General features: G+C 41.0%; 17 protein-coding genes and 1 pseudogene. 7 read left to right on the forward strand and 11 right to left on the reverse strand.

From position 1 onward, the window contains the following. The first annotated feature begins 7 nt into the window (after positions 1-7). Together AC1DNH_RS00180 and AC1DNH_RS00185 are read left to right on the forward strand one after the other, a co-directional pair. Complete coding sequence (locus AC1DNH_RS00180; RefSeq protein ID WP_477625049.1) at positions 8-3,229, forward strand: SusC/RagA family TonB-linked outer membrane protein; 3,222 nt, start codon at positions 8-10, stop codon at positions 3,227-3,229. A 25-nt stretch (positions 3,230-3,254) separates the two neighbouring features. Then, a complete protein-coding gene (locus AC1DNH_RS00185; protein WP_477582615.1) occupies positions 3,255-4,625 on the forward strand; it encodes a RagB/SusD family nutrient uptake outer membrane protein in 1,371 nt (456 codons plus the stop codon). 54 nt (positions 4,626-4,679) lie between these two features. Here the strand turns inward: AC1DNH_RS00185 and AC1DNH_RS00190 are convergent, their stop codons facing one another. Both AC1DNH_RS00190 and AC1DNH_RS00195 read right to left on the reverse strand, forming a co-directional pair. After that, the gene (locus AC1DNH_RS00190; RefSeq protein WP_477582613.1) at positions 4,680-4,928 is read right to left on the reverse strand and encodes a DUF6520 family protein; all 249 of its coding nucleotides are present in this window, start codon (positions 4,926-4,928) and stop codon (positions 4,680-4,682) included. 62 nt (positions 4,929-4,990) lie between these two features. Then, positions 4,991-5,470 carry a MauE/DoxX family redox-associated membrane protein gene (locus tag AC1DNH_RS00195; protein ID WP_477582611.1) on the reverse strand — a complete coding sequence of 160 codons (480 nt, stop codon included), beginning with the start codon at positions 5,468-5,470 and terminating at the stop codon, positions 4,991-4,993. 88 nt (positions 5,471-5,558) lie between these two features. On the opposite strand from AC1DNH_RS00195, the gene AC1DNH_RS00200 reads away from it, so the two are divergent. Further along, a complete protein-coding gene (locus tag AC1DNH_RS00200; RefSeq protein ID WP_477607676.1) occupies positions 5,559-8,573 on the forward strand; it encodes a lantibiotic dehydratase in 3,015 nt (1,004 codons plus the stop codon). Here the strand turns inward: AC1DNH_RS00200 and AC1DNH_RS00205 are convergent. Further along, on the reverse strand, positions 8,570-9,307 hold the full coding sequence (locus AC1DNH_RS00205) for a LytR/AlgR family response regulator transcription factor (protein WP_477582606.1): 738 nt from the start codon (positions 9,305-9,307) through the stop codon (positions 8,570-8,572). The two genes, AC1DNH_RS00200 and AC1DNH_RS00205, sit on opposite strands and share 4 nt — an antisense overlap. Then, a complete protein-coding gene (locus tag AC1DNH_RS00210; RefSeq protein WP_477625050.1) occupies positions 9,304-10,122 on the reverse strand; it encodes a sensor histidine kinase in 819 nt (272 codons plus the stop codon). The genes AC1DNH_RS00205 and AC1DNH_RS00210 overlap by 4 nt, the downstream gene beginning before the upstream one ends. Before the next feature lie 368 nt (positions 10,123-10,490). On the opposite strand from AC1DNH_RS00210, the gene AC1DNH_RS00215 reads away from it, so the two are divergent. The 3 genes from AC1DNH_RS00215 to AC1DNH_RS00225 all read left to right on the forward strand — a co-directional run bounded on the left by AC1DNH_RS00215 (position 10,491) and on the right by AC1DNH_RS00225 (position 12,367). Beyond that, positions 10,491-10,634 (forward strand): hypothetical protein, encoded by a 144-nt coding sequence (locus tag AC1DNH_RS00215; protein ID WP_477586129.1) that lies wholly within the window; start codon positions 10,491-10,493, stop codon positions 10,632-10,634. 29 nt (positions 10,635-10,663) lie between these two features. After that, a complete protein-coding gene (locus AC1DNH_RS00220; RefSeq protein ID WP_477607672.1) occupies positions 10,664-11,812 on the forward strand; it encodes a hypothetical protein in 1,149 nt (382 codons plus the stop codon). Between the two features lie 288 nt (positions 11,813-12,100). Then, the gene (locus AC1DNH_RS00225; RefSeq protein WP_477581790.1) at positions 12,101-12,367 is read left to right on the forward strand and encodes a helix-turn-helix domain-containing protein; all 267 of its coding nucleotides are present in this window, start codon (positions 12,101-12,103) and stop codon (positions 12,365-12,367) included. Between the two features lie 378 nt (positions 12,368-12,745). On the opposite strand, the gene AC1DNH_RS00230 is transcribed toward AC1DNH_RS00225, so the two are convergent. Next, the gene (locus AC1DNH_RS00230; RefSeq protein WP_477585080.1) at positions 12,746-13,135 is read right to left on the reverse strand and encodes a hypothetical protein; all 390 of its coding nucleotides are present in this window, start codon (positions 13,133-13,135) and stop codon (positions 12,746-12,748) included. A gap of 3 nt (positions 13,136-13,138) precedes the next feature. Between AC1DNH_RS00230 and AC1DNH_RS00235 the strand changes: the two genes are divergently transcribed. Beyond that, on the forward strand, positions 13,139-13,474 hold the full coding sequence (locus AC1DNH_RS00235; protein WP_477585081.1) for a DoxX family membrane protein: 336 nt from the start codon (positions 13,139-13,141) through the stop codon (positions 13,472-13,474). A 458-nt stretch (positions 13,475-13,932) separates the two neighbouring features. Here AC1DNH_RS00235 and AC1DNH_RS00240 read toward each other — a convergent pair. From AC1DNH_RS00240 to AC1DNH_RS00265, 6 genes and pseudogenes are all read right to left on the reverse strand, one after another. After that, positions 13,933-14,115, reverse strand: a pseudogene (locus tag AC1DNH_RS00240) (glucosamine-6-phosphate deaminase); the annotation flags it as partial. Positions 14,116-14,132: 17 nt separating this feature from the next. Next, positions 14,133-14,984 (reverse strand): N-acetylglucosamine kinase, encoded by an 852-nt coding sequence (locus AC1DNH_RS00245; RefSeq protein WP_477585082.1) that lies wholly within the window; start codon positions 14,982-14,984, stop codon positions 14,133-14,135. A gap of 14 nt (positions 14,985-14,998) precedes the next feature. Further along, entirely contained in the window at positions 14,999-16,804 is a 1,806-nt protein-coding gene (locus AC1DNH_RS00250; protein ID WP_477610483.1) for a hypothetical protein, read from the reverse strand. 4 nt (positions 16,805-16,808) lie between these two features. Continuing rightward, positions 16,809-18,077 carry a glucose/galactose MFS transporter gene (gene gluP, locus AC1DNH_RS00255; RefSeq protein ID WP_477610484.1) on the reverse strand — a complete coding sequence of 423 codons (1,269 nt, stop codon included), beginning with the start codon at positions 18,075-18,077 and terminating at the stop codon, positions 16,809-16,811. A gap of 1 nt (position 18,078) precedes the next feature. Beyond that, the gene (locus AC1DNH_RS00260; protein ID WP_477585153.1) at positions 18,079-20,286 is read right to left on the reverse strand and encodes an alpha-N-acetylglucosaminidase; all 2,208 of its coding nucleotides are present in this window, start codon (positions 20,284-20,286) and stop codon (positions 18,079-18,081) included. 119 nt (positions 20,287-20,405) lie between these two features. Then, complete coding sequence (locus AC1DNH_RS00265; RefSeq protein WP_477608140.1) at positions 20,406-21,980, reverse strand: RagB/SusD family nutrient uptake outer membrane protein; 1,575 nt, start codon at positions 21,978-21,980, stop codon at positions 20,406-20,408. Positions 21,981-21,985: the final 5 nt, after the last annotated feature.

A 21,985-nucleotide genomic window follows, 5' to 3' on the forward strand; every position in this document is an offset into this window, starting at 1 on the left:
TTTAATTATGAAGAAAATTATTATACTATATCTCGCTACGCTGTTTCTGCTTTACAGTTTACCGCTCAATGCCCAACAGCCCATAAAAGAAATAAAGGGCAAAGTTGTGGCGGCTGACGGGCGGATTCCCCTGATTGGAGCCACCGTTAAAATGGAAGAATCCGGTGAGGCGGTCCTGACTGACCAGACGGGAAGTTTCGCTTTAAAGACCACACTTTCCGGCGTCAACCTACAGGTAACCTATCTTGGCTATCAGCAGGTGAGCCTGAAGGTATCCGCTAACGATAAGCCGGTCTTGATTATACTGGCTGCTGCAACAGCACAATTAAATGAAGTGGTCGTTTCTACCGGTTATCAGACTCTGCCTGCCGGCAGGGCCACAGGATCTTTTGTTCAGGTGGATAACAAACTGCTCAACCGCAGGGTGAGCACAGGCGTGCTGGAACGGCTGGAAGATGTCACTCCTGGCCTGCTTTTCAACAAAGGCAGGTCGGCAGGGGCGGGCCTGATTAGTGTGCGGGGACAAAATACCATATATGGCAATTCCAGTCCATTGATTGTACTGGATAATTTTCCATATGATGGGGATATCAATAATATTAATCCCAATGATGTAGAGAGCATTTCAGTGCTCAAGGATGCTGCTGCGGCTTCCATCTGGGGTTCCCGTGCCGGAAACGGTGTGATTGTGATTACAACCAAAAAAGGACGTTATAGCCAGCCCCTGAAAGTCGGCTTTAATGCCAATGCGACAATGGGTGATAAACCAGATATTTTTTATCAGCCCAGGATGTCTGCTGCAGATTTCATAGGCGTCGAAAAAGCACTTTTTGACAAAGGCTTTTACCTTAATGCCGAAACTGGCTTTAATAATCCCGCGATAACGCCGGTAGTGGAACTGCTGATTGCCCGCAGGGATGGTAAAATCTCAGMGGATCAGGCTGATGCGCAGATTAGTGCTTTAGCTTCAAATGATGTGCGGAATGACTTTGACAACTATTTTTACCGTAAAAGTATTAACCAGCAGTATGCCCTGAATTTTAGTGGTGGCAGCGAAATCCAGCGCTTTAACCTGTCGGGAGGATATGACCATAACCAGGATAACCTGGTAGGAAACGGTTTTGACCGCTATACCTTTAACGGCGGACAGTCCATCAACTTACTTAGTAAAAAACTGGAAATAACGACTGGATTTTATTATACCCAGAGCAATACTGTTACCAACAATCCCGGGACAAGCCTGATCGGACTCAACACCGGTAACGGCCCTTCGCTATATCCCTATGCCAGGCTTGTCGATGCCGCGGGAAATCCCATTGCAATCACGCACGACTACCGGCAGCGTTTCGTTCAGTCCGCGCAGCAACAGGGATTGCTCGACTGGAGCTATAAGCCCCTGGAAGAAATCTTCCTGGCGGATAAAACCCGCAAACTGATCGATTACCGGTTGAATTTTGGCGCCAGTTATAAAATCAAGCCTTATCTTTCGCTGTCCTTACTTTATCAGTATGGACAGAGTATCGCTAACGGGCGGAACCTGCGGAGCGAAAAAACCTATTTTACCCGGAACCTGATCAACAATTTTTCGGCAGTTGATGCTAACGGAAAACTCACTAACTCCATTCCCCGCGGCGCAATACTCGATCTGAATGACCTCACCGCCACCAGTCAAAGCATTAGGGGCCAGCTGAATTTTAACCGTCAATGGAATGATAAACATAGTCTCACGGCCATTGCAGGATATGAACTTCGTGATTTCCATACGGTGGGGAACAGCAACCGCTCCTATGGTTATGACGACAGCCATGCAACTGCTTTAGGGGTCGATTACCTCAGCCAGTTTCCCCAGTATGCAATCCCCGGTTCGCTGGCAGCTATCCCGTTTTATAACAGCATGACCGATCTGACCGACCGCAATATTTCTTATTACTCGAATGCGGCCTATACCTACCTTGACCGCTATACCCTGTCTGCCAGTGCAAGGCTCGACCGGAGTAACCTGTTCGGGGTAAAAACCAATCAACAGGGGGTGCCCCTTTATTCCGCGGGACTCGCCTGGAATATTGATCAAGAACCTTTTTACGGCCTCGAGTGGCTACCCTATTTAAAAATGAGGCTGACCTACGGCTACAATGGCAATGTGAATAAAAGCCTTTCTGCCTTCACAACAGCGCTATACGGCACAGGCAATGCCATCAATACCGTATATGCGCAGGTCATCAATCCGCCAAACCCCGAGCTGAGGTGGGAACGTGTACGACTGATCAACATCGGGATCGATTTTGCGGGGAGGAACAACCGCATCAGCGGCACCATAGAGCCTTACCTCAAGCGGGGTATCGATCTGATCGGGGATATTGCCTTTGCACCCTCCTCGGGCATCACTACCTTTCGGGGCAATACGGCAAATACACGTGGCGCAGGCATCGACCTTAGTTTAAACAGCCAGAATCTGGCCGGTGAGTTCAAATGGCAGACCAGTTTCTTTTTTAGCTATGTAAAGGATAAGGTTGTGGATTACGCGCTCCAGCAACCGGCAGTTAGATATGCACAGTTTTCCGACAGTGAAGTTTATCCTTTACAGGGGAAACCCTTTTATGCCGTATACAGTTATGCCTTCGCAGGCCTCGATCCACAGAACGGCGACCCTCAGGGTTATCTCGGCGACAAAATAAGCAAAGATTATGGGCAGTTGTTGTCTTCAGCGACCGCAGATAACTTGATTTACAGTGGCCCTGCCCGGCCGGTAAGCTACGGCGCCCTGCGGAACACATTCAGCTACAGGCAATTTTCCTTTTCTGCAAATATCAGCTATCGCCTGGGCTACTATTTCAGGCAGCCGGGCATTTTTTACGCCAGCATTCTTTCCGGACAGGGTTACTTTCAGGGCAGGTATAGCGAGCGCTGGCAGAAGCCTGGAGATGAACTGATCACCACCATCCCTTCGATGCCTGCCGGCATTAATGCGGCAAGGGACAGTTTCTATAATTTTTCTACCACAACGGTACAAAAGGCAGATAATATCCGCCTGCAGGACATTAGCCTTGCTTACGAGTTTGGTAAAAACGTATTGCAGCGGCTTGCACTCAGTAAACTGCAGGTCTATCTCTATGCCAATAACATCGGGATCATCTGGAAGTCAACCAAAACCCATTTTGACCCAGATTATCCCACTGCTGATTACCCGCCCGCCCGCACGGTTGCTGTAGGCATTAAAGCTGATTTTTAAAATGATGATAACGAAACTGACTATTATGAAAACAATATTTTTACTGATGGGTCTTTTGCTCTCCGGCCTGCTTTTTAGTTCCTGCCAAAAGGAATTCCTGGATAAAAAGCCTGATAAGGCACTACTCATTCCCACAACCCTGGACGATTTTAATGCCTTAATGGATAACCTGACCATATTCAACACCAGCCCCTCGCTGCAGGAAATTTCAGCTGATGACTATTACGCCAATGATGCCGGCGTGGCTGGGTTCACCACGATGGTCCAAAAAAATAGCTACCTGTGGGCTGAAGATCTCTATCAGAACCAGACTTGTGCAGACTGGAACCTTCCTTATCAACAGATCTTTTATGCCAATATCATATTAGATGGTCTGAAGGATCTGGAAGGGGCAGAAGGTTCGAAGACCAACTGGAACACCACTAAAGGAAGCGCACTTTTCCACCGGGCATTTGCTTTTTATAACCTGATGCAGTTGTTTTCCAAGACCTATGACAAGAACACGGCCGGCTTAGATCTGGGAATACCCCTGCGCCTCACTCCAGATGTGAATGCGAAGGGGGGAAGGGCTTCCGTGCAGCAGGTATATGACCAACTCATCAGTGACCTCGTAGAGGCAGAAAAGTTATTGCCCCAGCTGACGCAGTTCAAAAGCCGTCCCTCAAAGGCTGCAGCGAATGCACTATTAGCTCGGGTATACCTGAATATGGAAAATTATGAACTGGCTGGTAAATATGCGGCAGCATCTCTTGCGCTTAACCATTCTCTGCTGGATTACAATACCATCAGCCAGACCGCAACCAATCCATTTCCCTCTTCTCCGGCAGCAGATAATCCCGAGGTAATCTTTTATGATAAACTCATACCTTATGGATTTAGCTCCTCTACCAGGACCACGGTAGCAGATGAGTTATACCAGCTTTATGCAGACAAGGATTTGAGAAAAAGCATATTCTTTGCAGGCCCCGCGCCTTTTTATTTCAAGGGGCGGTATACAGGCTTCCGCCTGCAGCTTTTTGGGGGATTGTGTGTGGATGAGATGTACCTCATCCGCGCCGAATCATTGGCAAGGATGGGCAGTTTTGCCGAGGCGATGCAAGAACTGAACACCCTGCTGGTTACGCGCTGGGCCAAAGGGACCTACCAGCTCCTGAGTGCGAACGACGCAGAAGAGGCCCTGAAGATTATACTTAAAGAAAGACGTAAGGAACTCGCCTTCAGGGGACTCCGCTGGGGAGACCTCAGGCGGCTCAATAAAGATCCGCGCTTTGCAAAAAGTATAATCCGCACGGTTTCAGGGCAGGTATTCACATTAATCGCTGGTGATAAACGTTATGTGCTGCCCATTCCGGCTGAAGAAATATCCGCCAGCGGGATTCCGCAGAATGAGCGGTAAATAAAAAAGCAACCGGCGCGATGCCGGTTGCTGGTTCAAAAGGTTAATCAGATACTACTGTGAAAAATTGCCAAGTTCCTGCTCGATGTAGCCGATTGGATTGACATTGGGATTTTGACCTGCTGGATAGGTGCGGGTACAAGTGTTGTCGGAGGATTCGCAGCTGTAGTCGCCAGTTACCTCTTCATAAGAGGTGCCATTGAAACCCCATTTAACATTGGCTTTTTGAGCAGTAGATGCTACTGCTACGCCTGTTCCAAGTAGGAAGGCGATAGCAGCAAAGTTTAATTTGATCCTTTTCATAGGAAACGAATGCTTTATTACATCAAAAAACATTCAGAAAAACTTTAGTGAAAAAATGATGCTTACTCTTTTCGCAGGTTTTCAGCTGGCCCTGTTTGGTCGTTGGTGATGATGTTGAACGTATTCAATCCTTTCCTTTCAGCGGTATAGAGGTACAAAGCGAGAAGGTTGAGGATCAGAAAGAAACTGTTGAATATTAGATGTGTGGTCCAGCCCATTTGGTTCAGAATGCCCCCACATGAACAGGGAACCCTGTCCCAGAAATGAAGCATGACCATGGCGATGTAGGATGTGAAGGCCAGTAGCAGTGCAGATGAGAACAACAGACCAGATATGATGGTCCGCTTGAAACACAGCAGCAGCGCAGTGATGATTTCGGCAGGGATCAAAAAATACAGTAGGAAATCAGCAAGCCAGCTGGGAAAAGATTGGTTGTGAAGCTGCTGGTCAAAGTCTGAAAAAGTTAGCAGCTTACTCAAAGCAGCATAAACAAATAGCAGTACGAGCAACGGTGGAACGGTTGATTTTAAAATTGCCTTCATGGTAAAAGAATTATGAAACGAATTAACGGTGAATAGAAAAGCCAAAACAGTATGAGATGGGTATTATACCCTTTAAAGTGATAAATTGATGAAAGAAAGCAGGTCAATGGTCTACCGGTTTTTACCGCAGTTGTTTTTACGGGCACCGTACTATAGCTTTACCGGCTATGATCTCTCGCGGTTGCCTGAAGTGTTGCAGGAACAGGCTTTCCGCAATGCAGTTTTTTTGGCGAGCGCAGCGTTTTATGCCTTACTTGAAAAAAAGGAATTTGATTTCGATAAATTAGCAGACAAGGAAAAACATACCCTTTATAAATATTATAACCGGATGTGCTTCAGGCCAACCCCTTTTGGAAGCTTCTCCTCCTTTACTTTACTTCATTGGGGAATCGGTGGTCAGATCAGGCTTGCCGGAAGCGATGAGTCGATCCTTCATTTGTTGCCTGATCAGGAATTTTTAAGGAAACTGAAGAACAGGGCGGAGGCTGATCTGTCAGACGGATTGATGGTCAACCCCGCGCTGTACCGGTTTAATGACGTTTTCCGCTACACCAAATCATCTTTAGATGATAAGGGGAGGTTTAGCTTTTCCTTGGAAGGGATTGCAGCCGTAAAATTCAATGTACAGCTGTTTTCATTTTTATCTTCAAAGAAGACTTCCAAAAACATCCTCTTGACGTGGATTATGGAGCACAGTGAGTGCTCAGATGCAGAAGCGGAAGAATACATCCAATTTCTGCTTGACGCCGGAGCGGTTTTCAATGGCACTCAGGGCAAAGTAATCAGTAATGAGATCATTGAGAACTTCTTTGGATTACCTAGCTGGAACGGTTTCTGGAAAAATTATACGATGATTCCTATATCGGGTGAAGCATCCCTATCGGCTTTGGCCGGGGAAATCGGAAAAATTGCAAAGGAAAATAAACCTTTTGGACAGCCATTTTATGCAGCCCTGGAAAGGCCGAACAAAACTGGGGGACCAAATAGCACTGAACAGGAAGAACTGTCCAAAGCTGTCCATGTGCTGCAGTTATTGGCAAATGCTGAGCAGCCTGCTGATCTGTCGCGTTTTATCCGTGACTTCCGTGCCCGCTTTGATCAGGAAAGGGTGCCTTTACTGCTAGCCTTAGATCCCGACGGGGGATTGCATTATGGCGAGATGGAGCCATCCATGCCTGATCACGATATCCTGGAGAATATTCCTTTCCCCGTGCCGGAAGATGAAAATAGAACACTTGGATGGCATGCCTCACAGCAGTTTATCTTCAAACTCTGGATAGGGGACACCCTTCGCGATCCCTGGGCGCCCCTTCAGATCAGCGAAGATGATTTGATTAAACTGGAAAATCATAAAAAGGTAGTATTGCCTATGCCCCAGACGCAGGCGCTCATGTACCGCTCGACGGGCGAACACCTGATCATCGAAAGTTCGGGCGGTGTAACTGCCGCTTCGCTGATCGGAAGGTTCTCTTGCTTTAGTGACCCGGTACACCAGTTTTGCCGCGAGCTTGCCGCAAAGGAAACTACAGCAAACCCGGAAGTTGTTTTTGCCGACATTGCACAGCAGTCTGATAGCCATGTGGATAATATCAATCGCCGTAAGCCCATTTATTCACACGAGATACCCCTGAACGTATCTCCTTCGCAGCCAGTTGAAAAACTGGTTCTGCCAGGCGAACTCATGCTTTCTCTTAAAGGCGGTGAATTGATATTAGAGTCGTCTAAGTTGAACAAAAGAGTAATTCCCCGTCTGGCGACCGCCTATAACTTTCGGAATAACCACTCGCCGGTTTTCCGGTTGTTGTGTGACCTGCAATTTCAGGGTGTACAGGCAGGACTTTCATTTAGCCTGGAAAACTTTTTTCCGGGCCTTACTTTTTATCCACGGGTCTGTTGCGGAAGGGTGATCCTCTGTCTGGCGAAATGGAATTTTAAGGAGTCAGACATAAAGCATTTATCCGTAGGGGACAATACTGATCCCATCAAAACCCTGGATGGTTTTCGCAGAAAGCACCACCTGCCCCGGTACATCACCATAGGGGCAACAGACCAGCAGTTGGTTTTTGATCTGGCCAATTCCACCGAGGCAAGGTTTTTTCTGCAGTGCATTGACGGTTTAAAGCGGATAACCATTCAGGAATATTTATTGCCTGATCGTTCCGTTCTGTCCGGTAAAAAGCCACTTGCGGGGCAGATGATTGCTTTTCTTGCCCACGGGAATAATATTTATAAACCTTCAAAAAAGGAAAATATCACTGTTTACGGTGAAAAGCAACGCGACTTTTTAATGGGGAGTAACTGGCTTTACCTTAAAATTTTCTGCATTCCACGCGCTTCGGATGAAATCCTTAGTAGGGTGATTTTCCCATTCATCAAAGGACAGAAGAAGCGGATCAAAAACTGGTTTTTCATCCGTTACAGCGATAAAGGCTATCATCTGCGTCTGCGCATACAGGCGGAGGAAGATGATCTTGGCGCGATACTCGTCGCCTTGCGTAAAAAAATTGAATCATCCGGACATGATAAACTCATCCGGGATTTCCAGGGAGATACTTACCGGAGAGAAATCGAACGATATGGGCCCGATCTCATTTCACATGTTGAAGAACTTTTTTGCGCGGGAAGCCATCTTACTGTCCTTGCGTTAACTTTAAAGGGGAACAATTTTTTCGAACCTAGCGAGTTTGAACTGGCCTTGCTAACTGCCCATCGCATGATCAGTTGCTTTTTTCCATCTCTGATTGATTCCCTGGATTACCTTGGTAAGGTGACGGATCAGTTTATGGCAGAGTTCAGGGCAGATAAAACGCTTAAAGTCGCAATGGATGAGAAATACCGGCAGAAGAAATTAATGATAGCGGACTTGCTGGAAAGTAAAGCATTATCAAAGCATCTTTCGCCACTGTTAAAGCAGATGTCTGTTTTGGATGGGCTTACAAGAAGCTATTCAAATGATAATAGAATGGAGCTTTTGGCTGACCTGGTGCATATGCAACTGAACCGGACGTTCTCCGTTAGACAAAGGCAACAGGAGTTGCTCGTTTACTATTGCCTGCAAAAATATGCCGGCTCACGTTTGGCCCGCGAAAAGACTTCAGTCTAGTGATCACTTTTGTCTCTTTTACTGACGAGTAGAGCCGGCTGGATTTTTTCCCGGAACGCGGTACGGTAAGTCCCTCCAATCGGAATACTCACCTCTCCGCTTAGTCTTACCTGGGCGTATTCTAACGAATGAATAGCTGCATGGTTGACGATATAAGACTGATGGATCCTGGAAAAACCTTCAACAGGTAACTTGGAAAGGACTTCCGCTAAAGTGAGGTAAGTAGTTACTTTTTCATCATTCATATGGATAATGATATAGTTGCCTATATTTTCGATATAACGGATCTCTGCGATAGTGATCCGGTTAAATTTTCCTTTAATGTTGCTTTTGATGAAAAAAAATGGGCTAGCTGTGATTTGGTTGGTCTGACTGGTGAGATTTGAACGCACCCTGGTAACTGCCTTTAAAAACCTGGCGTAATTGATGGGCTTTAACAGGTAATCTACTGCATCTTTTTCAAACGCTTCCGGTGCGTACTCCCGGTAGGAGGTTGTGAAAATAATGTTGCTCGCTGAACCTATAAGGTCTGCCACATCAAGGCCATTGAGCTGTGGCATATCGACATCTAAAAGAACAATATCGGGTGTTGGGATAGTACATAATTCTTCCAGCGCTAAAAGCGGGTTGGTGGAGCTGCCAACCAGTTCCAGGCCTGGGGTTTGATTGATGTACTTATCGAGTACTTCAATTGAATGATATTCATCATCAATAATATAGCAGGTTAAACTCATAATTTAAGGGTTAAAGTGAGTTCGTAAAATTCGCCAGGCTCGTTGATTTCCAGCTTATAGTTGTCTTTATAAAATGAATCCATGCGGAGCCGGATGTTCTGCAGACCCAGTGCTTTTCGCTGACGGAGATGTCCGTTCTTTGATTTTTTTAAGTTTCTGCTGTGAAAAGTTAACTGACCGTTTTCATCCGTAAACAGTTTGAGCAAAGCTGGCGAATCGGATTCGGCTAAATTTCCATGTTTAAATATATTTTCAGTCAACGTAAGCAGGATCAGCGGAATTATTTTATAACGACTGAAATCACCATGCAGTTCCGGCTTAAGATATAGAGGTTCTTTAAACCTGTAGCGGTTGATCGCGATGAGGTTTTCAATCTGCTCAACTTCTCTATCCAGTTTGATTTTTCCATCCGGACCAGCTTCTTCCAGGCTGAAACGCATAATCTCCGATAGGAGCCAAATGCAATTAGCGGCATCATCGGAATATTTTTGTGTGCTGTTGTAAACAAAGTTTAGCGCATTGAAGAGCATATGAGGGTTAATCTGTTGTTGAAGATAGGCATTACGGGACTTGGTAAGCTGGGTTTCCAGCTCTGCCTTTTCTTTTTCAATAATTAACTGTCGCTTTTCAGCTTCCGCAGCCTGCCGACGAAAATAGGATATATGACCTGCAGCCCAATAAAACATGGCCAAAATAGAGAAGTATAATGCTCTCATGATATTTCGCTGCAAGAAACCTTCTATATAAATGATGGAATTGGATGGGTTAGCAGGCGAACTACTAACCAAATAGTCAGCAACAGATTTAGTTATCATGTATAGGCTGAGCAATAATAGGTAACCTGCAATGCCTTTGAAATATCGACGTTTCCTTTCTTCGAAAACATAATCCAATAATGTTGCAAAAAGATAAAAGAATGAAATATTGATAGCGTAAAAAACTAAATAAATGTAAAGTTTTTCTAGGGTTCCTAAGGCAATATAGACCATTGTCAGTTCATAGGTGATAAACAATGTCCAGCAGATAATATGTATTAGAAAATATTTTTTTGAAAATTTTGTTACTTCTAGGTTTAACATATTCTGTGCTATGAACGCTTTTTTTACTCCCAAACTGTATGAATCTGTAATAAAGATTTTTGCAACTTCACAAAGCCTTAATTTACCATAAAAAATATAAAATCATGAAAATTTCAATTAAACTTCCCGAGAAAAAAACTATCGCAGTGAGCAATTTTAAATCAATTGTTGGTAAGTTCAAAAATCCTGAAACTGATACGACCAGTATTACCACCAGCATAACCAGTACCCATTTGTTAAAAAATTAGTTACAAAGGTATTGGATTGATTACACCTGATGCTTAAAAATGAACTACATGATATCGAGGAACTGCTGTCTGCCTGGGGAAATTCAAGTAACGATATTGCAGTAGAATCGACTTTCCAATCAAAATCTCAACAACTTTTTGAAGGATGGAAAATGATGGCTTTCTCGGAGATTTCTGATAAAAGCTTAAGGCGTTATTTTTATTATCAGCTTGAGGGTATCCTGAAAATTTCGGATACCCTTTGTAAAATGCCGGAGATTGAAATTTCTAATAAACTACATGATTATCTTCTATTCCTGCTTGATCATTTAAAGCAATACTTTTCGAACTATTTCAATCGAGATGCTGTGGCACCTGCCGCTTTTCATAAACGTTTAGTTAATCAATCAGGCGCAGATATTCACCTGGTGAAAACAAATCTTAAAAACGCGAAAATAAACTCGGGGTTGAAAATTTTGATCTTAAACTGGGTAGATGAGATGTCAGCAGACAACAACGCAAGGCGGTATTCTTTTGGTACACTAGACTATTATAAGTATGTTATCAAGCAAATGATTTTGGTTGATACACTCCCCGACGAGACAGAAAACAATCTCATCTTTTATCTTTCTGGTGTGAATTTTAATCATCTTTCTTTTTTTGTTTACCGACAACGGAAGATCCGTCAAGAATTGGAAGCTTTTATTTGTTTAGACGACAAAATCAACTATCTACATAATCAAAAGGCTACGGTGGCATCTGTTCCTGAAGTGAAACATATAGCTTATAATATTTCATGGCCATCTCTAAAAACTATGTTGGGAGACTGGCTCCAGGAAGAAATTCTGGTAACAAAAAAGTCTTTGAGCAAGGGGAGCGAAATTGCTGTTCCAAAAATACCACTGGAAATGTCAGTTGCACACCTGTCCTGCCTGATTCGTTTACTGTACGAAGAAAGTGTCTTCGCCACTCAAAACCTTCAGTTCATTTTTAAATGTTTCGCTGGTCACTGTCAAAGTAAAAGACAAGCTGTTATTTCTCCTGGAAGCCTCAGTAAAGAATTTTACAGTATTGACCAGCATACTGCCGCACGTGTGCGGGATCTATTACAGCGCATGGTGCTGCGGATCAACCGTAATTTTTTTCCTATGGCCGTTGCAATAAATGCAACAGTCCTCTCTTATCTAAGTATGTGCTGAGTTCACCCAGCCAGTTATAGCTAAACCCTTCTTTATTTATCAGTCGTTCAGGCAAAAGAGATGTGATGTCGTTCAATGTGCTGAAATGCATTGAACGACAAGCTTTACAGAATTCAGCACTAAAACCAAGCCTGTCAATAGGGGTCTGTAATAATTCCTCCTTTTCCATATATTTTTTAATATCTGCAGCTTTATAAAGATAATAAATTTGTTTCTAATAAGATGTATCTATTGTGATGTTTCTTTTTAGAAGTACCTCTCTCGCATCATTTTGGTTTACTTTACGTTATGAGTAGAGCCAAAAACGAAGAGGAGAGCGAGCACATAAAGGAAGTTTTGAAATTGGTCGGAGCACGGATTCGTTCCCTTAGAGAAGCGAAAGGGGAACGGAACTATGAAAAATTTGCCTTTAAACATGACCTTAACCGTACGCAGCTCTGGCGCTATGAAAATGGTGAAGATCTGTATTTCTCATCTTTGTTGAAAGTGCTTTCAGCATTGGATATTACCCTTGCTGAGTTCTTTAGCGACGGGTTTGATCAATCCGCTAAGTAAGTATATATAGTAAAGCAAGCAGCAATAAAAAAACTCGGCGTATTTATCTTTCTGATCCTATTCATTTAGATTTCACTTATCCATTGGGTGCAGCAGTCATCCGAATTGCTCAAGAATGCCTAGTCACTTTCCTCAACTTGACTGATTTTACCGATAAGTTAGATTGTGATGAATAATATCAAACTTTATTTTCTATTTCTTACTTTAAATTATTTTGGCTTTGGGTCATGGGCTCAAATTCTCGATAAACCAATGGAATTATTAAATTTATTTATTGACAAAAAAGTGCCATTGATTTTATCAAATCTCATTGTAGGGATTTTAGAACCTTTAACGGATACACAAAAACATTTCTCTCGATTTGATATTGTTGGCCAGTTACTTTATTTGAAAAAAAAGGTATGGACCACCGTTGTCAAGAATTTGCGATTTAGAGGACAGTTTATCCATTCCTGTTCCGGTAGGGTAAAATCCGACAGCTTGTGTGATGGTTGTGGCTCCACTTGTTTTGCTCAAAGAAATAGCCACATGGCCGAAACTGTTAGCGCCGACATTAAAAGAGGTTCCAGGCTGCGGTTCAACAACATACACCCTTACTACAAATGCTGCATTTGTACTTGGGATCTTTGAAAAACATTCCATCATCTCTCTGGGATTGACAGGGTTTTTGTCCTCTCCCGGAAGGTTCGATGGGGCAGGGGGAGATGATGTGTAGGTGTTTCCTCCGCCACCACCCGATGATCCCGAAGAGCCGTCGATTGGGATCATTTTATGAAGTACGCAGGGGAGGTGATGTCGATGCTTCCGCATCACCTTGTGCCGGTACTTGCGGTAATTGCCACCATTTTGGAAGGATTATTCGGACTGCTCTTACTGGCCGGTTTGTTTACTCGGGCTGCTGCGATGGGGAGCGGACTGTTGAGCTTATGCTTTGCGCTTTGTATGGCCCTCTCATTTGGCATTGAATCTCCGATAGGCTATTCTGTTTTTACGCTGAGCGCGGCGAGTTTCCTTCTTGCTCTTCAGCCCAACTGTTTTTGGAGCCTGGACGGATCCTCTTTATTCCGCCACGTTCTTAAACGGTCGGGAGCCATTTGGTTGTTTTAATTCAAGGTGATTGCCAATTGCATCTCAAAGTGGTTCCCTTTGGTCCCATATGCAAAATCATAACGCCGCGTATAAGCCCGTTTCGATGTAATGATTTTGAAGACCTGCTACAATTCCATTATTTACGGCGCTGGTCTGAAGTACAACCAAACGGCTTTTGACCTTTGTACAGCATTTGCAAAGATGGGGGCAGATGCACTGAATTAGCAGGATTTAAATTTTGTTATTGGTCAGCTTTGGACACAAAAACTTGAAGCGGACCCGAGTCTGCGTTGCCAAGCTGATGATTATGGGGTTGGCCTGATGTATACCGAAATGTTCCGTGTTTATAAAGAAAAAAGATGTACACTCCATCGTGTACATTCACTTTTAGCGCCTCCCTCCCTAAAAAAAAATATTACAACTTCTTTTTTATCATCTCCACCTTTTACGATATTGATTAATAATTTATGTTATCTCACTGCTACAGGAGTGGCACCTGTGGCCAAACCTAGTACCGCTTTTTTGCCAGCAGCTTGTTTTCCTTTAATAATTTGAGCAATCCGGTTTGCTACATTTAATGATGCTTCTTTAGGGTTATTAAAAACTGTAACCGGAAGCTTTTCAAACCGCGTTTCTTTTAATAAATTTAATCTTGCCATGATAGAAGTATTCCCTGCTATTTAATTTGTTTATGAAGGTGATAATCAGCAAGATTAGTAATTACTGATTTTGTGATTAATTTAACTTCCATACCAAACGTTTCAGCAACCTCTATCAGAATATCTTTAAACTGAAAACCAACCGAACCTGCGCAATTGAATGTATAAGCATTATAATTCTTATACCTACTTACTAGATTTTTAAAAAAGGCATTAAAAACCTGGAGTACAACATGACGCCTATAATCTGGGTTTATGGTCTCAAGGCTTAAAAATTTACAATAGCTAGCACAGAACCTGTTATAAAGTGGTTCTGAATAGAGGTTTTCTAAAAGTTTTTCAGGTGTTATTTTATAGGTGCTATAAAATAAATAGTTGGTTTGTTCGTCCATTTCTCCTCTTATATAATCTGTGATTATTTTCTTTCCAATAACACCGCCGCTACCTTCATCCCCCAATAGAAAACCGAGAGAATCTATATTGGTGGTTATCGATTTTCCATCGTATAAGCATGTATTTGTTCCTGTTCCCAATATGGCTGCAAAGCCTGGTTCATTGCCAAGTAGTGCTCTGGCTGTAGCCAATAAATCTGTGTCTACAGTTATCATAGCATTATTAAAAACCTGTTGCATTGCATTTTTTATCAACTCTATTTTGTGAATTTCGCAGCCAGCGCCATAGAAACTAATTTCCATTACTTCATCCCGCAAAATTGTATCAGGTAAATTCTCATTGATTGAATTTATTATATATTCACTGTTTACATAAAATGGATTGTAACCTTCTGTATCAAAATAAAACTTATGACTGTTATTGGTAATAAGGCACCAATTCGTTTTTGTAGAACCACTATCGGCAATTAATTTCATTGATTTACAAGTTCTTAATTTAGTTTAGAAATAGATATTTGTGGAAATTTTTGAGCTACTTGTGCAAGCTCATTTAAAGAAAGTGGTTTTAAGGCTTTTACTGCTGCTTGAAACTGGCTTAAGGTACCGTTATTAACCAATTCATTAACAATTACCTCATTAGGTGCATACAAGCCATCACTTGGATCCCAAATTTCATCTTTACTGTAATCATTTTCTTTGATATTGTTAAAGCCATTTGCCTTGAGGCTAGTGATAAGGTTACCAGCTGCGGCAGCTGCCCCAAAATTATTACTCGAATTTACCCACATATTAAACTGACTAAATTTGAGTTCTGGATAATAATCAGACACTGCCTTATTTACAATAGTTTTAATCCTATCAACTGTACTTTGTGGTGGCACCAGTTGCCAATAGTGCAAAGGAATGTAGCCTTTATAAACTTCGTAAGCTGGGTGTGCAATCAAATAAGGATTTATTGCCACACCAGTTGGTGTTAAATTATTCTTTTTGAAATAGGCTAAGGTAGATGTTGTGCCCAAATTATACATATCCAATAAGTCTGGAGATGTTATGGCGTAACTTGAAATACCTATTATATTCTTGTTGCTGGTAATGTTTTTTATCTGATCTTCTATTACACCGCTTTCCCAATCAGAAATATAGGTATAGTCAGTCTGTAAGGTAAAATCATTATAATCTCTAATTTTTTGCTGTAAAGTTTTTACATCATCTGCGCTGTTGCCCGGATACAAGATATAAATACTACCTGGTTTGTATTTTCCATTTACATTATCCAGAACTTGTTTTGCCTTTGTTTCGCCACCAGTTACTCCAGTAGAACCCATTATAACTATATTCTTTACATGGTGTTGTTGCAAAAAAGTGATGTACTCTTTAGGCAGATCTAACAATTTAACCCACGCAACGGCATCAGGTACCGAATGATCGTAGCCCAGCGTACTGTAAGATGGATAACCATTATTATTTGAATAACTTAATATGGTTTCTATCTCTTTGATATTATTGGTTGTTACCAAAAAATGAAGGGGCAAAACAGGAGCTTTTAATACATTACTTATATTTGGTATTGCCGGAAAACCTGTTGACAGAATTACCGTTTCGAAAGTAGTATTTTCTCCTAAAAACTTGTTATAGGAATCAACCGTTTTGATTACCGAGTTTTGTAAAAACTGAGGAGTTGCATAAACAGGATTAGGGCCAGAACCTGGGCCGTTTACTAGCCAAGAATGCGAAATTCCGCCACTTAGGTTTTCTATTGATTTTTCTACAACATATTCAGCACTCATTCCGCCATCCAAAGCGTACATATTTAAACCTTTATAGCTATTTTCTGTAATATTATAAACGGTTAAAATTTTAGAGTTAACTACCCTAAAAAATGTTTGATAAAGCACTTTTTCCTTTCCGTTTTCATCGTGATAAACCAGGTATACGCCATAGGCATCGGTACTGGCATCGTTTGGCACAGTCCATATCGGCAGGTTGGTTACGGCATATTGTTTTGCAGTATTAATTGTTATACCGCTCGGCAAACTGGTCTCTGTAAAAAAAGATTTATCTTTTGATATGTTTCTAATTTTAACCTTAACTGTTTTCAGATTAATTGGCTTTTCGCCAGAATTATTGATTGTACAGGAAAGTTTAACGCTTTCGCCAATTTCATAACTGCCCTTATCTGTTAAACAGTTTTCAAATTTAATTACCAAAAGTTGGGATGACGAACCGGTAGTTTTATAGGTTGATTTTGCACAAGAATATAATGCTATCAAAATAATGGTTACTAATACTGATTTCATATTATTAGTTATTTGGTTTAATAAAATGGTTGTTAACGCTATATGCAATTAGATACAGGTAACAAGGTAAAAGAATGATATAGGATAACTGGTTGTTGGAAAAATGCAGCAAATAACCATAGGCAAGTGGTATTATAGCACCACCAGCAATGCCCATAATTAATATAGCCGACGCTCTTTTTATCTGTAAAACACTTAACCCTCTTAAAGCAGTAGGCCAAATAGCAGGCCAGAGTAAGGCATTGACAACACCTAAGGCTGCTAATAAAAATACAGATATTTCTTTAGGCAGGATAATAATTAAAACAGTAATGAGGGCTCCAGATACAGCAGAAATCAAAAAGGAAAGTTCTTGTTTTAAATACTTTGGTATTAATATGATCCCAAGCAAATAACCAATAAGCATACCACTTAAGGTATATGAGGTAAGGTTTTTAGCCATACTTAGGGAAAAACCATGATATAAGCCATAGTTACTAATGGTGTCCCCAGCCATTACTTCTACACCAACTGCGCAAAATACGGCTACAAAACCCGCAGTTATCTGTCCAGTATATTTTTTCGCAATTATTGCCGATGACCGGTTAGTCTCTTCTTCATCTATTTGTGGTAGACTTACGTATTTCAATAAATACCCCAGTAACAATAATGCAACCGTTATAATAACATAAGGTATTATTATAGATCTGCCCAAATCATCTAACATTTGTATTTTATGCGAAGCAGACACTGTAGCTATATTAGCCACAATTGTATTCGATTTACCTAATAAAATACTACCTAATATCAAGGGAGCCAATATTCCTGCGAACTTATTGCACAGACCCATAATACTAATTCTTTTGGCTGCACTTTCGGCAGGGCCTAAGATGGTTACATAAGGATTTACAGCAATCTGCAAAATAGTTAATCCAGTACCCGTAATAAATAGTCCGGCTAGAAAAAGTATAAATGATCTGTTAATAGCAGCAGGAATAAATACAACTGAACCTACTGCCATACAGTATAAACCTATGCGCATACCACTAACCATACCTGTTCTTTTTAACATCTTGCCAGATGGTATGGCCATTACGGTATAGGCAATATAAAAAGCAAAGGTTACAAAGTAAGCCTCTGTCTCGGTAAGCTCGCAAGCGATTCGTAGAAATGGAATTAAAACTCCATTTATCCAAGTGATAAAGCCAAAAATAAAAAATAATATACCTATAGATAGCATTGCAGAGGTATAGTTTGCTTTTGGTTTTTCTATATATTCTTGATTATTACTCATATTAATTTGTGAGAATTTTGTTTTTATACTTTAATGCCAATACTTTGCTAATTCTATAACTATCTCCTAGTGGTTTGTCTATAAAAACCTGGCTTTGTTTAGTCCAGTCAAGTTCAAATTGGGTAACCTTTTCAAGAAATAATTTTTCATCAAAATCTTTGTTTTTGGCTACTGATGAGATGACATCATTAATAAACATCTCCCACCTTTTACGGTAATATGTTTTGGTTAAACCTGCCCAAGTGCGGTTACCATAATCATTTAAGCTTTGTGCTTTTGTACCCCAGGTAGTAATAATATTACGGGCATTTTCTTCGTAGTATTTGCGTTCGCTTTCTGAGGCGGCCATTTTTTTTGCATCATTTAACCATTTGCCTAGCAGAAAGGAAGATTGTGTATTTAACAGCAAATCAATGTCATCCAATACAGCTTTCATGCTTCGGCCTGTTAATTTTAAACCGGCTATATTCTTAGCTTTATAATTCTCGTTAAATTCATCCCTCAATTGGGTAAAATAATTGCCCAAAACCTGTCGTCCTATATTCGCTAAATCATATTTATAGGCACTGCTATTGATTGTTTTGCTTTTTAATAGAAGTTCCCATGCGGTAAAAAGAGCTTTATTACTATAATCAATTTTGTTAACAGTAGTCCAGTTTCCATTTCCAGTTAATGTAGGCCGGGCATTTGTTAATGTTCCTTGACCTAATTCTGCAGGTTGGTTATATATTTTTTGATGCAATATTTCCCAAGCTCTTTCTACATTTGTGTCTGCCGATCCAGTTCTTCTATTTGCCCAATTTTTAATCCAATCCTTGGTGTCTGCCAAATTAGTATTCCAAGCTTTTTCAAAAACATATTCATACATCATTGGGTTTACGTCAAAACCTTCTAAAGTAGAACCTATGCCCCATAAATTTTTATTGTTAGCCAATGCATTTTCCATTCTTTTTTCCACTTCGTCAACATTACCAGCAAGCATGGTATTACCACCAAAATTACCGAGGTAGCACCAAATAAAGGGCTGATTAAAGAATGAATTAGTCATTTTCCATACTTCAGTTTTTTCACAGTAGTAATCCAATAGCATAATTTTATCTTGTGGCACTGCTTTTAAAAACGATTCGATGCGTGGGTTTGTCCAATGTTCTCTCTCAAAATAATATACCCAGGTCATCATTAGCCAAGTGGCATCCTTATCAATAGAATTGATTCCTTCATAGATATTTTTAGAAACTTTGGCTAAATAATCAGGCTCCCAACTAGGTGGCTTTACTTCGTTAAAAGGGTCAGCTCCATAAATATGATCTGTACCAAAAATTGCGGTTTGTTCTTTTAAAAAAGCTTGCTGAATTTCGGTAAACAAGGGGTCAAAAGGATCTAGAAACGAACTTCTGTATTTATCTTCAAAACCACCCCATTCGCTCAATTTTGTAATTTTTGCCGTTGGATATTTATTTTGTAAAGCTTGAGGCACATGACCTGCAAAGGCTGGAAGAACTGGTTTCATGCCCAGCTGTCTTTCTCTTGCAAGTATCTTTTTTTGAAGCTGTTCTTGATTTTTAATCCACGACATAGGTAATGGTCCTTGCCAATGATCAAGGTTAGACATCCGGTGCCAAGGCAGATGTGCCGGGCCTGTAAAGTAGCCTCTTATCTCTTCATCGCTTAGTCCAAATTTTTTCCAAACGTTATACCAAACGGCTTCTTGCCCTGTTATCGCTAAAGGAGTATTAATTCCGTTCAATGCCATCCAATCAATCAATCGTTCCCAGTCTTTCCATTGCCACCAAGGCATGGTGTAACCAAAAGTGCAATAATTAAGAAAGAACCGTTTTGAAACACGTGCATCCCTTTTTACTTTTTGGGTTACCTGTGGTAGCACTTTTGGAAGTATTATAGGATCATTTGCATACCAAGAAACCGATGTTTTACAATAATATTTGAGATAGTGGTTTAGGGCAACAGATAGGGCGATATTATTATTCCCCCTTAAAATTATTTTTCCGTATTTACTCTCCAACTCAAATACATCATTATTACTGGCTAGCTTTTCTACTTCAAAATATTGTGTGCGGTTAGGTACCACCCTTGCAAGCAATTTTTTAAATTCTCCAACTTCATCTACCTCGCTTGCAAATAAAAAATTATTGCAAAGCAGTAGCAGTACAGCCAAAATTTGGCTGGTAAGTTTTATCTTTTTTTTCATTGAATTTAATTTGTTTTTAGCAGTAATGAAGCTATCATAAAATCTAAAGAAAAACCATTAAACAAGCATACAGGAGATCAAAATTAACCGACCTTTCTGTATGCTTAGCATAGCTAATTTTAATTGTAACCTGGATTTTGAGGTAATAAATTTTTACCCATCAAATTAATTTGGTCTTGAGGTATGGGCCTTAAATAATCGCGGTTTGGATTATCCATTTGTCTGGCACCAGCTACTTTATATGTACCACTGCTCAAATAGGCTCCTAAAACAGTTCCATTCATCGTGCCGTTTGTACCCGCAGCGATGCTCCAACGTTTAATATCAAACCATCTCAAGCCTTCAAAGGCCAATTCTACTCTACGCTCATTGCGTACAATATTTCTTAAAGCAGCTTGTGTACCCAATATAACTTCCGGGTAATGGGTAATATCCGTTGGCACAGTACCATAAGCTCTTGATCTTACATCGTTAATAGCGTTTATCACCGATGGATCTATTTGGCCTGCCTCTATTTTGGCCTCTGCATAAATTAACAATACTTCAGCATACCTCATCAGCATATAATCTGTAGAATATTTGGGTGTATTGTTTATTACTTCGTTAGTAATATATTTAATTACGCCATAACCAGTAGCGTGTGCTGCCAGTTCTCCGCTCTCTGAATTGAGGGTTATGCCTTTTACTACTGAGCCTGTGTGGCCAACGGTAAAATCGAGCCTTGGATCGCGATTTGCAAACCTACTTGTTGTTGTAGTTTCATTAACGGGTACAACCATATCTGTGGTTTTATTATAACCGTCATAAGCATCAACTAGTGCCTTTGTGGGCGAAACCAATGAGCCTGACAATCCATTAACATTACTGATAAAATCATTGTTTACGTTTGAGCCATCAAACTGCCAAGCCAAAATTTCTTCTTTGTTGTTGGCTTGTTTGGTATTTGTCAATTGTTTATAGCCATCACCTGCAGTAGTTCTTAGCAATTCGTAATTTCCTTGATCCATAACCATTTTGGCTGTTGTAGCAGCTTCAGCATACTGGCCAGTGGTAAGTAGAATTCGAGCTTTTAAAGTTAGCGCTGCTCCTTTTGTAATTCTACCAGCCTGCGAGGCAACGGTAGGCAAATTTGGGATTGCAGCATTTAGATCGGCCAATATAAAGGCAACAGTTGAACCCAAAGCACCCCGGCCAATATTTACCTCGCCTGGGCTCAAAGGTTTGTCTACCAATGGCACTTCACCCCAATTGTTATAAAGTAAATAATATTCATATGCTCTTACAAACTGAACTTCTCCTTTTAACCTTGCTTTAAGGTTATCGTCCATCACACATTTATCTACATTGGCTAAAAACACATTGCTAGTTCGAATAACAGAATATAATGCTGACCAATAACCACTTATATCCCCATTGGAGGGAGAAATATTACCCTTGCCCCAAGTAAAATAATAAAAGCCCTGCCAAAAGCCTGAAGGTATAGCATCATCAGACCAATCATCGGCAAAATATTGCTGATAGATATGCGATGAGGACCAGCTACTGTAAACGCCAGTTGTCGCCTGTACAGCATCATCAGCATTACGCCAAAATGTGGTATTAGACAACCTATCGCCAGGTGCAACGTTTAAAAAGTCTTTCTTACAAGATGTAAAAAAGATAATTGTAAATATTATAGTTAATATCTTTTTCATGATGT

It is taken from the genome of Pedobacter sp. 01N310 (genome assembly GCF_056399805.1).